The sequence below is a fragment of the Parviterribacter kavangonensis genome, from assembly GCF_056863335.1.
On the sequence record NZ_JBXPJA010000001.1, the window covers coordinates 481,577 to 497,003 of the forward strand.

The window sequence follows — 15,427 nt, forward strand, 5'->3', positions numbered from 1 at the left end:
GCTACCCTGACGGCCTCCTGCACGCCGCTATCGTCTAGGGGACTAGGACGCCGCCCTCTCACGGCGGAAACCCGGGTTCGAATCCCGGTAGCGGTGCTCAGCCGCCGAGCTCTGTCGCGGTGGCGCCGTACGGGTCGCCGGACCTGCGGTAGTCGTCGAGGTACGCCTCGACCGGGCGCTCGGTGCCGAGCAGGTGCATCGAGCCGGTGACGCGGTCGACGAGCAGCGGCGCGTTGCCGATGAGCGCCTGGCTCTGGTCGCCCGTCTCGACGAACTCGCGGGTGTCGTAGAAGAACACCCAGCCGACGTCGGTCTCGATCGTCTTCTCGGGCTGCAGCGTCAGCTCGAGCCCCAGGCCGATCGCCATCGTCGCGACCTGGTGGCGCGCCATGCCGCGCGCGGTCCGCGCGTTGATCGGCATGCTCATCGGCGCACCGCCGCGAGACGACGGACGACCGTGCCGCGCTGGCCGATCAACCGCGCGTGCAGGGTCACGCGACGGGAGCGTGGGACGGGCTTGAACACGACGCGGAACGTGCCCGCCCGGGCGAGGACGCGAACCCTCCGCGTCACCGCCCGCCGCGAGCCGGCGCGACGCAGCGACAGCACGACGACGCGGCCGCGGGCGGCGCGGCCGCTGACGACGATCCGCGAACCGCGGCGGCGCATCTTCACGAGCAGGCGGACGCGCTTCGTCGCCCGGATCCCCGCGCGGGCGGCGGACGGTGCGGTCGGGCCGGCCTGCGCCGGCGTCGATGCGGGCGCGGGCTGCGCGCCCGCGATCGCCTTCGGCGGCACGGGCCCGACGAGCGGCAGGACGAGCAGCGACGACCCGCGGACGAGCGCGTAGTCGGCCGGGTCGTCCGGCAGCGCCCAGATCACGTTCGACGACGCGACGACGAGGCCGATCCGGTGGCCCTTCTCGACCGTCTGGTCCTGCGGCGCCAGCCGCACCCGCGCGCGGACCGCGTTGCCGGCCGGCAGCGGCACGGCCTTCGCGAGGCCGTCGCGATACTGGAGGTTCAGGTGCCCGCGCGCGATCGGCACGGTCGAGCCGTCGGGCGCGATGTCGACCAGCGTGGGCGACAGCTGGCCGTGGTCGGCGCTCGCCTTGACCTGCAGGTCGAGCACGGCGCTCCCCGCGATCCGCACCGTCTCGGTCAGCGGCGCGGTCGTGTACCAGCGCCACGACCGCTCGGACGACGGGTCCTGCAGCACCGCCTCCTCGCTCGTCGCCGACCCGTCCGACCAGGCGTCCTCGCCCGTCGACTGCGCGCCGGCGCCGAGCACCCCGGCTCCCTCGGCGTCCCGCGTCAGCGGGAGCGCGACGGCGCGCGTGCCGGGCGGCGGCCAGGACTCCTCGGTCCGCAGCGGCACCTTCGCGTCGAAGTCGCGGCCCTCGGTCCAGACCTCGGGCTCGTCCTCGATGCCGTTGCGCTCGCCCTTCAGGGTGCGGGCGAAGAAGCGGTCGAGCAGCGCCGCGTACTGCTTGTGCGACGGAACGCCGTGCGGGCCCTGGTAGACGAAGAGCTTCTTGAACGGCGCGTTCGTCAGCGAGGCGAACATGTCGATGCCCTCGGCCTGCTTGACGTTGTAGTCCTGCCAGCCGTGGGTGACGAGCGCCGGCACCCGCACCTTCGCGCCGTCCTTCGCGTAGTCGCGCTGCAGCCAGAAGTCGTCGTAGTCCGGCGTGCGGTCGTACCCGTGGGCGGTGTGGCTGTCGATGTCGCACGGGCTCAGCCGCGCCTGCAGCGCCTCGAGCGACTGCTCGTCGGGCCGGTTCGGCGGCGTGCGGCCGAAGCCGAGGTCGAAGCCGAGCGGCGTGTCGACGCCCTCGTCGGTCGGCTCGACGGAGTTGCCGAAGAAGCGCACGCCGTCCTGGTAGGCGTAGCCGTACCAGTGGCTGATGGCGGCTTGCGGCACGATCGCGGCGAGCCCCGGCACGTCCGCGCCGCGCGCCGCGACCATGTTCGCCGTCGTGCCCTCGTACGAGGCGCCGATCATGCCGACGCGCCCGTTCGACCACGGCAGCTTGGCCAGCGCGTTGACGACGTCGACGCCCGACTGCTGCTCCTTCGTCCCGCCGTAGTCCCAGCAGCCGCTCGAGTTGCGCGTCCCGATCACGTCGGCGAAGGCGCGCGCGTAGCCCTTCGGCCCGTAGGTCCGGTAGAGGCTGTCGTTGGCGATGTTCTCGCCGGGCGCCGCCGGGTCGCTGAGCGAGTTGTACGGCGAGTACGTGAGGATGACCGGGAGGTCCGTGCGGCCCTCCGGACGGGCGATCTCGACGCTGACCTTCGCCCCGTCCACGGTCGGGACGGTGAGGGTCTCGAAGACGTCGGCCGCAGGGGCCGAGCCGGGCAGCGCGAGCAGGAGCGCCGCCCCGAGCAACGCGGGGGACAGGCGTGGCATTCCTCTCGGAACGCACGATCAGCCGGAAACTGGCGCTACTGGAAGCGGCCCGGCTCCCAGAGCGGCTCCTCGCCGCCCCGGTTCGCGCCGCGGCTCAGGATGAAGAGCAGATCCGACAGCCGGTTGAGGTAGCGGACGACCTCCGGGTTGGCGCCCTCGACGAGCAGCGCGCGCCGCTCGGCGCGCCGGCAGACCGTGCGGCAGACGTGCAGGTGCGCCGCCGCCTCGGAGCCGCCGGGGAGCAGGAACGACCGCAGCTTCGGCAGCTCGGCGTTCTCCTCGTCGCAGCGCTCCTCGAGCCAGGCGACCTGCTCGGGCTTGACCCGCAGGCGCGAGCGATCGCTGTCCTCGGTCTCGGGCACCGAGAGGTCGGCGCCGACGTCGAAGAGGTCGTTCTGGATGTGCCGCAACCACTCGGCGTACCGGTCGGGGAGCGCGTCGGCGTGGAGCGTCACGCCGATCTGGCTGTTGAGCTCGTCGACGTCGCCGTACGCCTCGATGCGCGGGTGCGTCTTCGGGACGCGGCTCATGTCCCCGAGATGGGTCTCGCCCTTGTCGCCGAGGCGGGTGTAGATCCGTGTCAGGTTGACGCTCACCAGCGCTAGGATTGCACGCGTCCAAGGTCGGTGGTCGAGGGAAGTCCGGTGTGAATCCGGCGCGGACCCGCCACTGTGACCGGGGAAGCCCCCCGCAAGCCGGAGGCAACCACTGGAGCGACCCGCGTCGCTCCGGGAAGGTGCGGAGGGGTCGCTCCCGGGAGCCAGGAGACCTGCCTCCGGCCGAAGCCTCTAAGCCCTCGTGGAAAGGGTGGCTCCCGATGAAGAAGATGCTGTCCCGGGGACCGATCACGGTCCTCCTCGCGCTCGCGCTGATCGCGCCCGCGTCCGCCGACGCGCTGACCGTCAAGATCCGGATCGAGGGAGCGACCCAGACGCTGCTCCCGGCGACCACCGTCACCCTCCCCGACAGCGGCGACATCGGCGACGGCGTCTCGACCGACTGCGAGTGGAACGAGCCCGCCGGCGCGCTGCACAAGGGCACGAACGGCAACTGGGACAAGTCGAACTTCGTCCAGACGATCCTCGGCGAGTTCCACGGGGCGGGCAACAACTCCGGCTGGTACGAGTGGGTCAACGGCAAGTACGGCTTCGGCGCCTGCTACGAGAACATCCACGAGGGCGACGAGATCCTCTTCACGGCGGGCGGCTACGACGCGTCCTACAACCCGAACGACCTGCCGATCTACGTTCGCGACGTCCCCACGCGGATCACGCCCCGCACGCCCTTCACGGTCACCGTCCAGCACAGCGTCCCCTCGACCGGCCCCTACGGCTACGAGTCGGGGACCGGCACGCTGCAGCCGGCGACCGGCGCCACGGTCACGGCCGGCGACGCGTCGGCGACGGTCGGCTCCGACGGCAAGGCGACGCTGACGGTCTCGCAGCGCGGTGCGCTGAGCGTGCAGGCCCGCAAGGGCTCTGGCGCAGAGCGGTCCGAGCCGGTGGCCACGTGCTCCACCGACGGGGCGGACGGCTACTGCGGCACGCAGACGCCGCAGGGCCAGACCGTCCAGCCCGCGCCCGAGCAGCCGTCCGGGCCCCCGTGCGCGACGAACGGCGGCGACGGGCGCTGCGGCACGCCGGACCACACCTCGCCGTTCTCCGCGATCGACGGCATCTCGGACGGCCAGGTCTTCAAGAGGGGTCGGGGCCCGCGTGAGCTGAAGGGGCACATCGACGAGGTGTCGTCGCTGCTGATGGTCAAGCTGCGGCTGACGCGGCAGGTCGGCGGGCGCTGCTGGACGTGGAGCTCGTCGAAGGAGCGGTTCGTGAAGCGGCCGTGCGGCGTCGCGAACGGGTGGTTCTTCAAGATCGGCGACAAGGCCGACTGGAGCTACCTGCTGCCGAGCCGGCTGCCGCGCGGGCGCTACGTGCTCGACGTCAACGCCATCGACCGGTCGTACAACCGCGACGACGCGCGGCGGCGCGGGTCCAACCGGGTGGTGTTCGTTGTCCGCTAGGCGGACTGCCCTGCTGCTCATCGCCGGCGCGGCCCTGGTCGCGCCGGCGACGGCGCCCGCGGCGTCGCCGCGCGTGCACGCGATGATCGCGTGGCGCGACGGCGGCGTGACGGGCCCGCGGACGGTGACGCTCTCGCCGCTGCGGGTCGGGTCGTGCTCGCTCAGCGGCGGGCTGCCGATCGCGGTGCTGCGGGCGTTCGGCAAGCCGTTCTCGACGCGCGGGTCGTGCGGCGCGCTCTACGTCTACAAGGTCGGCCGCGACCAGGCGCGCGGCCAGTCCGGCTGGGTCTACAAGGTCGGCCGCCGCCTGCCCGGCGTCAGCGCGAGCTCCTCACGTGCGCGCGTGCGCACGGGCGCGCACGTGACGTGGTTCTGGTGCCCGCGCGCCGCGTCGTGCCCGCGGACGCTGTCGACGTCGGTGCGCTCGCGGTCGGGCAAGGTCACCGTGCGGGTCACCGGCTACGACGACTTCGGGCGCGGGCGCCGCATGGCCGGCGCGACCGTCCGCGTGCGCCGGCCGGGCCGCACGTTCAGCGTGCGCACGAACTCGCGCGGCGTCGCGTCGTTCCGCACCCGGCGCGGCTACCGGATCCGGCTCACCGCCCGCAAGGGCGGCACGGTCCCGGCCTACCCACGGGCGGTGCGAGTGCGGTGAGGCGCGCCGGCCCCGTCCTCGCGCTCCTGCTGTGCGCCGTCCTCGCGGGATGCGGGGTCGGCGCCGGCGACACGCCCAAGGACGTCCGGCTGACCGTCACCGACGGCTTCGGGCGTGAGCGGCTGGTCGGCGAGCCATCGGCCGAGGTGAGCGGCAGCGACACCGTCATGCGGCTTCTGCAGCGCAACGCGAAGGTCGAGACGAAGTACGGCGGCGGGTTCGTCCAGACGATCGACGGCCGGTCCGGCGGCCGGACGGGCGGGCGGCCGGTCGACTGGTTCTACTACGTCAACGGCGAGCTGGCGAAGGAGGGAGCGGCGGCCACGAAGGTGCGGCCGGGCGACTTCATCTGGTGGGACCGCCACGACTGGGGCGTCACCGACAAGGTGCCGGCCGTCGTTGGCGCGTTCCCCGAGCCGTTCCTTCACGGTCCCGCCGACAGCAAGCGCCTGCCGACGCGGGTCGAGTGCGAGGAGGACCTCGACGAGGCGTGCCGGACCGCGGCGCGCAAGCTCGCCGACGCCGGCGTCGTGTCCGGGCGGTCGAAGCTGCCGACGGAGGCCGGCAGCGACTCGCTGCGGCTGATCCTCGGCTCGTGGCCGCTCATCAAGCAGGACCGAGCGGGCGCGCTGCTCGGCCGCGGCCCGAAGGGGAGCGGCGTCTACGCGAAGCCGTCGTCCGACGGGCGCCGGCTCGAGGTGCTCGACGCGCGCGGCAGGTCGGTCGCGACGCTCGGGCCGGGGTCGGGTCTCATCGCCGCGACGCGCTACCGCGACGAGCCGCCCACGTGGATCGTCACCGGCACCGACCCCGCGGGGATCCAGGCCGCCGCGAGCGCGCTCGACGAGACGACCTTGCGGAACCGCTTCGCGGTCGCGATCAGCAACGGCAAGCCGATCGCGTTGCCGATGCAGGAGCCCTGATCCCGTGTACCTGCGCCGGGCGAGCCCGCTTCACGTCACCCGCGCCGGCATCGCGTCGCTGTGGTCGCTGGCGCTCGTCGGGGCGGCGCTCGCGTTCGAGCATCCGCTCGTGCTGCTGGCGATCCTGATCGCGGTCCTCGGTGCGGCCGCGGGAGCGGGCGTCCTCGGGCGCGTCACGTCGATGCTCAAGTACGCGCTGCCGTTCGCGTTGCTCATCGCGCTCGTCAACCCGTTCGTCGTCCGCGAGGGGCTCACCGTCATCGCGCGGCTGGGGGAGATCCCGCCGTTCGGCGAGGTCGACATCACGCTCGAGGCGCTGGCGTACGGCGGGATCCTCGGCGCCCGCGCGCTGCTGATCATGCTCGCGGCCGGGCTGCTGAGCGCGACCGTCGACCCCGACGAGCTGCTGCGCCTCTTCCGCCGCGTCTCCTTCCGCTCGGCGTTGACCGGCGCGCTCGCGGTGCGGCTCGTCCCGGTGCTGCACCGCGACGGCAAGCGCCTGGCCGAGGCGCGCCGCTGCCGCGCGGAGGACACGACCTCGCGGGTGACCGTCCTGCGCGCGGTCGCGACCGGCGCGCTCGACCGAGCCGCCGACGTCGCCGCGACGCTCGAGCTGCGCGGCTACCGGACGGGCGCCAAGCCCCGGACCTCCCGCGCGCCGTGGTCACGCCACGACCTCGCCTTCGCCGCCTCCGCGGTCGTGCTCACGGCGATGGTGGTCGGGGCCAAGGTCGCCGGCATCGCGTCGTTCACGCCGTACCCGTCCCTGGAGATGGACGGGGGAGCCGTCCTCTGGATCTGGTGCGCCGTGTTCGTCGCCGTCGCCCTCCTGCCCTTCGCCGACCGGAAGGGGATCGAGCGGTGAGCCGCGCCACCCCGGAGAGGTCGTCGCGGTGAGCGACGTGCTGCGCTTCGAGGGCGTCACGTTCGCCTATCCCGACGCGCCGGCGCCGGCGCTCGACGACGTCTCGTTCGCGCTCTCGCCCGGCGAGTTCTGCGTCGTCGCCGGCCTGAGCGCCTCGGGCAAGTCGACGATGATCCGGGCCGCCGCGGGGCTCGTGCCGCACTTCCACGGCGGCGAGTTCGGGGGCCGCGTCGTCGTTGGCGGCCTCGACACGCGCGAGCACGGCCCCGCCGAGATCGCCGCCGTCGCCGGAACGCTCCTGCAGGACCCCGAGACGCAGGTCGTCCTCAACACCGTCCGCGCCGAGCTGTCGCTGCCGCTCGAGAACCGCGGCGCCGCGCCGGCCGCGGTGGCGCGCGGGGTGGAGGAGGCGGCGCTGGCGCTCGGCATCGAGGGCCTCCTCGACCGCCCGACCCACGAGCTCTCCGGCGGTGAGCTGCAGCGCGTCGCGCTCGGCGCGGCCCTCACCGGCCGCCCGCGGCTCGTCCTGCTCGACGAGCCCACCTCCCAGCTCGACCCCGTCGCCGGCGACGAGCTCATCTGGCTCCTGCGTCGCCTCAACGAGGAGCACGGCACGACCGTCGTCCTCGCCGAGCACCGCCTCGAGCGCTGCCTCGCCGCCGCCGACCGCGTCCTCGCCTTCGACCGCGGCCGCCTCGCCTGCGACGCCGCGCCGCGCGCGTTCCTCGAGTGGGCCGCCGACGCCGTCCCCGCCCTGCAGACCCCCGGAGCCCGCCTGTTCACCCGAGCCGGCCTCCGCCCACCGCCCGCCGGCGTGAAGGAAGCCCGCCAGACCCTCCGCGCCCATGGCCTCCTCGCCGAAGACGGCGCTCCCGATCCGCCGTCGCCGTCCTCGATCTCGCGAGGGCTAGCCGCTGCTAGCGAATCCGCTAGCAGCGGCTATCCCGCCGGCGACGAGACCCCCCGACGCGATGGGACGTCTCTTCGCGGGCGGGCTCGTGGTCTCTTGGGGCGGCGCGAGCGGCGGCCGGTCGCCTTGGGATTCGATGGGGTGTGGCATGAGCTTCCGAACGGGCGAACGGTGCTGCGGGCGGTCGATCTCGGCTTCGCGCCCGGGGAGCGGGTGGCTCTGATGGGGCGCAACGGCGCCGGGAAGTCGACGCTGCTGCGGCATGCCGCCGGCCTTCTCGCGCCCACGCGCGGCAAGGTCGAGACGGCGGGGCGGGTCGCGCTGCTGCTGCAGAACCCCGGCGACTACGTGCTGCACGAGACGGTCGCGGAGGAGGCGCCGGAGGCGGCGCGGCGCGCGGCGGGGCTCGACGTCGCCGGCGATCGCCATCCGCGGGACCTCTCCGGCGGGGAGCGGCAGCGGCTCGCGCTCGCGGTGGTCCTCGGTGCCGGCGAGCTGCCACCGGTCGTCTGCCTGGACGAGCCGACCCGTGGGCTCGACCGCGGCGCCAAGGGCGACCTCGCATCGCGGATCGGCCAGCTCGCGCACGCGGGCAGCGCCGTGATCGTCGCCACGCACGACCCCGAGTTCGCGGCGGCGTTCGCCGACCGCGTCGTGCTGCTCGCCGAGGGCCGCGTGATCGCCGACGGCCCGACGACGGACGTCCTGACTGGCGGCTGGTACTTCGCAACGGAGACCGCGCGCATCGTCGAGGGCGCGCTCCTGCCCGAGGCGGGCGCCGAGCTGCTGCGCCGCCGACTCACCGTGGAGGTGACCCCATGAGCTGGGAGGCCGCGTCGTTCGCGCTCCTCGTCATCGCGCTCGCCGCCGGCTTCGCCTGGTACGAGCGCAGCAAGCCGCCCGCGAAGGTGGTGGCGCTCGTCGCGACGCTCGCAGCGCTGGCCGCCCTCGGGCGGCTCGCGTTCGCGCCGCTGCCGAACATCAAGCCGACGACCGACATCGTGCTGCTCTCGGGCTACGTGCTCGGCGGCGCGCCCGGCTTCGCGGTCGGGACCATCGCCGCGCTGACCTCGAACTTCTTCTTCGGCCAGGGCCCGTACACGCCGTTCCAGATGGCGGGCTGGGGCGCGATCGGGATCCTCGGCGCGCTGCTGCCGAAGGGCCTCGGCCGCTATTCGCTCGCGCTCGTCTGCGGCGCCGCCGGCCTCGCGTACGGCGTCTGGATGGACTTCCACCTCTGGCTGCTCTACACGGGCCACACGGCCGGCGAGTACGGCGTGCTCGCCGGGCGCGGACTGCCGTTCAACCTCGCGCACGCGGCCGGCAACGTCGTCTTCTGCCTCGCGTTCGGGCCGACGCTCGTGGCCGCGCTGCAGCGCTTCAGACGGCGCTTCGAGATCCGCTGGCATCCGCTGCCGATCGCGGGCGCGCTCGTCGCGACGGTGGCGCTGGCGGCGCCGCTCGCGCTCGCGGCGACGAACCGGAACGTCACGAAGGCCGCCGACTACGTCGAGGCCGCGCGCACCGCCGACGGCGGCTTCGCCGAGAAGAGCGGCTCCAGGACCGCCGACCCGATCTACACCGGCTGGGCGGCGATCGGCCTGGCCGCCGCGGGGCGCTCGCCCGGCTCGGCGACCACGAGCTACCTGACGAAGGAAGCCGAGCGGGTCAGCGACATCGGCGACATGGAGCGCACGGCGCTCGCGCTGCACGCCGCCGGCGGGGACATCAAGGCGATCACGGCGCGGCTCGCTGCGAAGCGGTCGAAGAGCGGCGCGTACGACGGGCTCGTCAACCGGACCGCGTTCGCCGTGCTCGTCTTCAAGGCGGCCGGCCGCAAGCCGGATCCGCGCTCGATCTCCTGGCTGCTCAAGCGCCAGCAGCGCAGCGGCGGCTGGGGCCTCGGCGCCGGCGGGCGTCCCGGCGCCGACGACACCGCGGCCGTCATCCAGGCGCTGGTCGCCGCGGGGCGCCGCGACACGACGCCGGTCAAGCGCGCGGTGCGATGGCTCGCGAGCCGCCAGAACGCCGACGGCGGCTTCGGGCTCCAGCCGGGCGAGCCGTCCAACGCGCAGTCGACGGCGTTCGCCGTGCAGGCGTTCGTCGCCGCCAAGCGCGACCCCGCGAAGGTGCGCCGCAAGGGCTCCCGCAGCCCGGTCGCGTACCTGACCTCGCTGCAGGGCGCCGACGGCAGCGTGAGGTACTCCCGGACGAGCGACCAGACCCCGACATGGGTCACCTCGCAGGCGCTCGCGGCTCTGGCGCGGAAGCCGCTGCCGGTCGCTCCTGCTTCCGGTGCGCTGGTGGAGGCCCGCCGAGCCGGCGCGCTGGCGGCGATGCTGTTCGCTCCCTTCGTCGTGTAGGTTCCCGCGCCGGATGAAGGTCGGTGTGCCCGCCGAGACGGCGGAGAACGAGCACCGCGTCGCCCTGGTCCCCGAGGTCGTGAAGCGACTGACGGGGAAGGGGATCGACGTGGTGGTGGAGCCCGGTGCCGGCGCTGGCGCGCTGCTGCCCGACGAGCTCTTCACGGACGCGGGAGCGACCACGGGAGACCCGTGGTCGGCCGACGTCGTGGTCAAGGTCGCCGCGCCCAGCGCGGACGAGATCGCCCGTCTCAAGGACGGCACGATCCTCATCGGGTTCCTCGGCCCGCTCACGAACCCCGGACTGGCAGAGCAGCTGCGCTCCGCCGGGGTGACGGCGTTCGCCATGGAGTCGATCCCCCGCATCACGCGTGCGCAGGCGATGGACGCGCTGTCCTCGCAGGCGAACATCGGCGGCTACCGCGCGGCGCTGCTCGCCGCGACGTCGCTGCAGCGCTTCTTCCCGATGCTGATGACCGCCGCGGGCACGATCCGCCCGGCGAACATCCTCGTGCTCGGCGTGGGCGTCGCGGGCCTGCAGGCCATCGCGACGGCGCGGCGCCTCGGCGCGCAGGTCACCGGCTACGACGTGCGGCCCGAGGTCGCCGAGCAGGTGCAGTCGCTCGGCGCGAAGTGGCTCGACGTCGGGGTCGAGGCGGCCGGCGAGGGCGGCTACGCCCGCGAGCTGACCGACGAGGAGCGCGCGCAGCAGCAGAAGGGGCTGCAGGACGCGATCGCCTCGTTCGATGCCGTGATCACCACGGCGAACGTGCCGGGACGCAAGGCTCCGGTGCTCGTGACCGCCGAGGCAGTGCGGTCGATGAAGCCGGGCTCGGTCGTCATCGACATGGCCGGCGAGTCGGGCGGCAACTGCGAGCTCACGCAGCCCGGGCAGACCATCGTCGAGCACGACGTGACGATCGTCTCGCCGATCAACCTCCCGTCGGAGATGGCCGAGCACGCGTCGCAGCTGTACGCGCGCAACGTGCTGTCGCTGCTCGAGCTGATCGTCGGCGAGGACAACGCGGTCGCGCTGGACTACGAGGACGAGATCATCGCCGGCGCCTGCATCACCAAGCAGACGGAGGCCACCGCATGAGCGCGCTGATCCTGGCGGCGGAGACCGCGGGCCGCACCCCGCTCATCATCCAGATCGCGATCGTCGTGCTGGCCGGGTTCCTCGGCTTCCAGCTCATCTCGAAGGTGCCGAACACGCTGCACACGCCGCTGATGTCGGGCACGAACGCGATCCACGGCATCGTCCTGCTCGGCGGCCTGCTCGTCATCGGGACGGCGACCGGGTTCCTCAACGACCTGATCCTCGTCATCGCGATCGCCTTCGGCACGATCAACGTCGTCGGCGGCTTCCTGGTGACGGACCGGATGCTCGAGATGTTCAAGCGCAAGGACCCGCCGAAGACGGAGGGCGAAGCCTGATGGTCCTCGCCTCCTTCCTGCAGGACAACGACTTCATCACGGCGCTCTACATCGTCGCCTTCAGCCTCTTCGTCATCGGCATCGCCGGGCTGACAGGGCCGAGGACGGCGGTGCGGGGCAACCGGATCGCCGCCGTCGGCATGGCGATCGCGGTCGTGGCGACGCTGCTCTACCCGTACGTCGGCGACTGGGTCCTGATCGTCATCGGCGTCGCCATCGGCACCGCCGTCGGCGTCCCGAGCGCGCGCAACGTGCGCATGACCGCGATGCCGCAGATGGTCGCGCTGTTCAACGGCGTGGGCGGCGGCGCGGTCGCGCTCATCGCGTGGGCCGAGTTCCGCACCGCGGAGGGCGACCTCAGCGAGCTGCAGATCGGGATCCCGCTCGTCTTCGCGGCCATCATCGGCTCGATCTCCTTCTGGGGCTCGAACATCGCGTTCGGCAAGCTGCAGGAGGTCATCAGCGGCAAGCCGATCAAGATCCCCGGCGGCGCGATCCTCAACGGGCTGCTGCTGGCGATCGCCGTCGGCGCGGGCATCGCGCTGCTCGCCGGATCGAACTCCGAGGGCCTGTTCATCCTCATGCTCGTCGCGGCGGCGATCCTGGGCAACACGTTCGTGCTGCCGATCGGCGGCGCCGACATGCCGGTCGTCATCTCGACGCTGAACGCGTTCACCGGTCTCAGCGCGGCAGCCGCGGGCATCGCGCTCGACAACATCGCGCTGATGGTCGCGGGCATGATCGTCGGCGCGTCCGGCACGATCCTCACGCAGCAGATGGCCGAGGCCATGAACCGGACGATCGTGTCCGTGCTCATGGGCGGCTTCGGCGGCGAGGCGCCCGCGATCGAGGGCCCCGGCGGCGGCACGACCGGCGGGACCGTGCGCTCCACGAGCGCCGCGGACGCCGCGGTGCAGATGGCCTACGCGCGTCAGGTGGTCATCGTGCCGGGCTACGGCATGGCGGTGGCCCAGGCGCAGCACGCGGTGCGCGAGCTGACCAAGGCGCTGGAGGCGAAGGGCGTCGAGGTGAAGTTCGGCATCCATCCGGTCGCCGGGCGCATGCCGGGGCACATGAACGTGCTCCTGGCCGAGGCCGACGTGCCGTACGACCAGCTCAAGGAGATGGACGAGATCAACGGCGAGTTCGGCCGCACCGACGTCGCCCTGGTCATCGGCGCGAACGACGTCACCAACCCCGACGCCCGCTCCAAGCCCGACTCGCCGATCTACGGCATGCCGATCCTCAACGTCGACGACTCGGCTTCGGTGATCGTGCTGAAGCGGTCGATGTCGTCCGGGTTCGCGGGGATCGACAACCCGCTCTTCTACAACCCGAAGACGGCGATGCTCTTCGGCGATGCGAAGGCCTCGGTCTCCGAGGTCACCTCCGAGCTGGCGAACATCTAGGGGGGGCGAACTTCGGCGCATGCCGGCCTCGTGCCGGCATGCGTCTGGACCTCTGTCCCACAGACAGCGCGGGAAGCTCCTGCGACCCTTCCGGGCGTCGTCGCTCAACACCCGTCGAGCGCGTTCCCTTCACTCGCCCGAGGAGTTCCATGTTCGTTCGCCCCGGCCGGCGGCTCGCCGCCGGCATCGTCGCCGTGCTCGCGTGCGCGGCCGTCGCCCCGACCCTCGCTTCGGCCTCGGGCGGCACGTTCACCCAGGTCCTGTGCGTCGACCCCGAGTCGGGGCGCAGCGTGCTCGGCGACGGCGCCCTGCCGGACGGCATGAGCAACCCGGGCACGTTCGCGGTGATGACCGCGTCGGCGTCCCTGGCGCGGTGCGGGACCGGCGGCGGCATCCCGCTGCCGGCCGCGGCCTCCACGAGCTCGCCCTACACGGGCGCGTCCCTCGTGTACCGGGCGGGCGGCGTCACGTTCCACTCTGCGACGCTCTACCGCCGGTACCTCGACGTGGGGAACTGGTCGCTGTTCGTGCATCGCGGGGGCGACTGGAGCTCGGCCTGGGCGTCGCCGTGGAACGAGCGCTGCGACGCGGGCTGCTCGTCGCTCGGATCCGGTGACGGGTTCGTCAGCGGGAACCGGCTCTACATCGGTGCCGGCACGGAGGAGACGAACGGCTTCAACCTCTCGGTGCTGTGCGACATCCCGGACTCGACGTGGTCGTGCTCGTCGGACGGTTCGCGCGGGCTGCGGCTGTTCGGCGGGCGGGTGCTGCTGGACGATGCGTCGAACCCGACCGTCTCCGGCACGCCCTCGGGCTCGCTGACCGAGAGCGGCGCGGTCCGGGGTGTCGGCGAAGTGACGGTCAACGCTTCGGACGTCGGCTCCGGCGTGTACCGCGTGCGGCTCCTGCTGGATGGCGTGGCGCGGCTTTCGCAGGTGATCGACGCGAACGGCGGGCGGTGCGCGGACGTGGTGCCGACGAACGGCGATCCGTACGAGTTCACCGACCGGCGGCCGTGCAAGCTGTCCGCCGGCGGGACGTACTCGTTCGACACGACGACGCTGCCCGAGGGCGCGGCCAACTTGAAGGTCGTCGTCGAGGACGCCGGCGGGAACGCGACCACGGTGCTGAGCCGGTCGGTCGTCGTCGACAACGTGCCGGCTCCGAGCGTCGTGTCCGATCCGGTCGTCGACGGCGTGGCGCGGCGGTCGAGCTCGCTGGCCGTCACGGCGGCTGTCTGGGATTCGCACGGGGCGTCGAGCGCGTTGTCGGTCTCGCGCGTGTGGCAGCGGTGCCTGCGTGATGGGTCGTCGTGCTCCGACATCCCGGGTGCCTCCGGCATGACGTACACGCTCGGTTCCGATGACCTGAACCGGCGGGTGCGGGTGGTGGAGACCGCTTCGAACGCCGAGGGCTCGACGTCGGCGGCGTCGCTGCTGTCCGCGGTCGTGACCCGTGAGGACGGGACGCTGCCCGTGGACAACGACGGAGTCGACAACGATGGTGACGGGCAGGTGGACGAGCCGGGGGAGACCGGGCCGTCGTCCGGCTCCGGTTCCTCTTCGGGGTCGTCGACCGCGACGCCGTCCTCGGGCGGCAGCAGCGCACTGCGCCCGTCCGCTCTCCCGACGTCCGCGGTCGTCGCCTCGGTCGACGGTGCCGCGAACGGACAGGGTGCCTCGTCGCGTGCCGTGCTGACGGTGCGCTGGAACGGCGCCACGAAGCCGACGCGGACCGTGCCGTTCGGCCGCTCCTCCGTGGTCGAGGGGCGCGTGGTCGACGAGGAGGGCCGCCCGATCCGTGACGCGATCGTCGACGTGACGTCGTTGGTCGCCTCGCGCGGCGCGAAGAGCGCGGCGCTTCAGGCGGCGGTGACGGGCTCCGACGGCTCCTTCCGATACTCGATCGCGGGTCGCGGCGGCACCCGCAAGCTCACGTTCTCCTACCGCCACCTGCGCGGCGGCGCGGTCTCGTCGTCCGCGACGCTGTCGCTGAAGGTCCGCGCCGGCGTGAAGCTCGCGGTCCGCCTGAAGGGCAGCGCGGTCAAGTACAGCGGGCGCGTGCTGGCCGCGTCGCTCCCCAAGTCCGGGAAGCTCGTCGTCGTCCAGGGCCGAGCCCGCGGCGGCCACTGGCAGACGTTCGCCTCGCGCCGCGCGAAGGTGAAGAGCGGCACCTTCTCCGGCCGCTACAGACTCAAGGTCCGCCGCCCCGGAACGCGCCTCCAGTTCCGCGTCCGAGTCATCGGCGAGTCCGGCTGGCCCTACGTCGCAACGACCTCCAAGGTCGTCACCAAGACGGTCCGGTGACCCCCCACCGAACCCCGACCTCCCCGGCCGCCCCTCCCGCGGCCGTGGAGTCCCTCAAGCGGGCTCTCTCAGCCGTCGCCGCGTCCCCGCGCGGCGGCGGCGCCCGCCCCTCCTTCTTGCGCCGGCGCTT

At 73.1% G+C, this 15,427-nt stretch carries 13 protein-coding genes, 1 tRNA gene and 1 riboswitch; of the genes, 11 read left to right on the forward strand and 3 right to left on the reverse strand.

What is annotated here, in order from left to right:
• The first annotated feature begins 23 nt into the window (after positions 1 to 23).
• Positions 24 to 96, forward strand: a tRNA-Glu gene (locus AC1UE4_RS02355).
• A 1-nt stretch (position 97) separates the two neighbouring features.
• Here AC1UE4_RS02355 and AC1UE4_RS02360 read toward each other — a convergent pair.
• The 3 genes from AC1UE4_RS02360 to AC1UE4_RS02370 are packed head-to-tail and all read right to left on the reverse strand — an operon-like array spanning position 98 to position 3,005.
• The gene (locus AC1UE4_RS02360) at positions 98 to 427 is read right to left on the reverse strand and encodes a YrhB domain-containing protein (protein ID WP_482915614.1); all 330 of its coding nucleotides are present in this window, start codon (positions 425 to 427) and stop codon (positions 98 to 100) included.
• Entirely contained in the window at positions 424 to 2,409 is a 1,986-nt protein-coding gene (locus AC1UE4_RS02365; RefSeq protein WP_482915615.1) for a CocE/NonD family hydrolase, read from the reverse strand. The genes AC1UE4_RS02360 and AC1UE4_RS02365 overlap by 4 nt, the downstream gene beginning before the upstream one ends.
• Positions 2,410 to 2,444: 35 nt before the next feature.
• Positions 2,445 to 3,005 (reverse strand): cob(I)yrinic acid a,c-diamide adenosyltransferase, encoded by a 561-nt coding sequence (locus AC1UE4_RS02370; RefSeq protein ID WP_482915616.1) that lies wholly within the window; start codon positions 3,003 to 3,005, stop codon positions 2,445 to 2,447.
• Between the two features lie 14 nt (positions 3,006 to 3,019).
• Positions 3,020 to 3,200: riboswitch (cobalamin riboswitch) on the forward strand.
• A 26-nt stretch (positions 3,201 to 3,226) separates the two neighbouring features.
• Between AC1UE4_RS02370 and AC1UE4_RS02375 the strand changes: the two genes are divergently transcribed.
• The 10 genes from AC1UE4_RS02375 (at position 3,227) to AC1UE4_RS02420 (ending at position 15,297) form a co-directional block, all read left to right on the forward strand.
• Entirely contained in the window at positions 3,227 to 4,429 is a 1,203-nt protein-coding gene (locus AC1UE4_RS02375) for a hypothetical protein (RefSeq protein WP_482915617.1), read from the forward strand.
• A complete protein-coding gene (locus AC1UE4_RS02380; RefSeq protein ID WP_482915618.1) occupies positions 4,419 to 5,084 on the forward strand; it encodes a hypothetical protein in 666 nt (221 codons plus the stop codon). The genes AC1UE4_RS02375 and AC1UE4_RS02380 overlap by 11 nt, the downstream gene beginning before the upstream one ends.
• Complete coding sequence (locus tag AC1UE4_RS02385) at positions 5,081 to 6,007, forward strand: DUF4430 domain-containing protein (protein ID WP_482915619.1); 927 nt, start codon at positions 5,081 to 5,083, stop codon at positions 6,005 to 6,007. The genes AC1UE4_RS02380 and AC1UE4_RS02385 overlap by 4 nt, the downstream gene beginning before the upstream one ends.
• A gap of 4 nt (positions 6,008 to 6,011) precedes the next feature.
• Complete coding sequence (locus AC1UE4_RS02390) at positions 6,012 to 6,872, forward strand: energy-coupling factor transporter transmembrane component T family protein (RefSeq protein WP_482915620.1); 861 nt, start codon at positions 6,012 to 6,014, stop codon at positions 6,870 to 6,872.
• 28 nt (positions 6,873 to 6,900) lie between these two features.
• On the forward strand, positions 6,901 to 8,604 hold the full coding sequence (locus tag AC1UE4_RS02395; RefSeq protein WP_482915621.1) for an ABC transporter ATP-binding protein: 1,704 nt from the start codon (positions 6,901 to 6,903) through the stop codon (positions 8,602 to 8,604).
• Entirely contained in the window at positions 8,601 to 10,145 is a 1,545-nt protein-coding gene (locus AC1UE4_RS02400; protein ID WP_482915622.1) for a prenyltransferase/squalene oxidase repeat-containing protein, read from the forward strand. The genes AC1UE4_RS02395 and AC1UE4_RS02400 overlap by 4 nt, the downstream gene beginning before the upstream one ends.
• Positions 10,146 to 10,158: 13 nt before the next feature.
• Positions 10,159 to 11,244, forward strand: a complete 1,086-nt coding sequence (locus tag AC1UE4_RS02405; protein ID WP_482915623.1) for a Re/Si-specific NAD(P)(+) transhydrogenase subunit alpha — start codon at positions 10,159 to 10,161, stop codon at positions 11,242 to 11,244.
• Entirely contained in the window at positions 11,241 to 11,582 is a 342-nt protein-coding gene (locus tag AC1UE4_RS02410; protein ID WP_482915624.1) for an NAD(P) transhydrogenase subunit alpha part 2, read from the forward strand. Before AC1UE4_RS02405 ends, AC1UE4_RS02410 begins: the two co-directional genes overlap by 4 nt.
• On the forward strand, positions 11,582 to 12,991 hold the full coding sequence (locus AC1UE4_RS02415) for an NAD(P)(+) transhydrogenase (Re/Si-specific) subunit beta (protein WP_482915625.1): 1,410 nt from the start codon (positions 11,582 to 11,584) through the stop codon (positions 12,989 to 12,991). Before AC1UE4_RS02410 ends, AC1UE4_RS02415 begins: the two co-directional genes overlap by 1 nt.
• Before the next feature lie 149 nt (positions 12,992 to 13,140).
• Entirely contained in the window at positions 13,141 to 15,297 is a 2,157-nt protein-coding gene (locus AC1UE4_RS02420; RefSeq protein WP_482915626.1) for a peptidase associated/transthyretin-like domain-containing protein, read from the forward strand.
• The last annotated feature ends 130 nt before the right edge of the window (positions 15,298 to 15,427 follow it).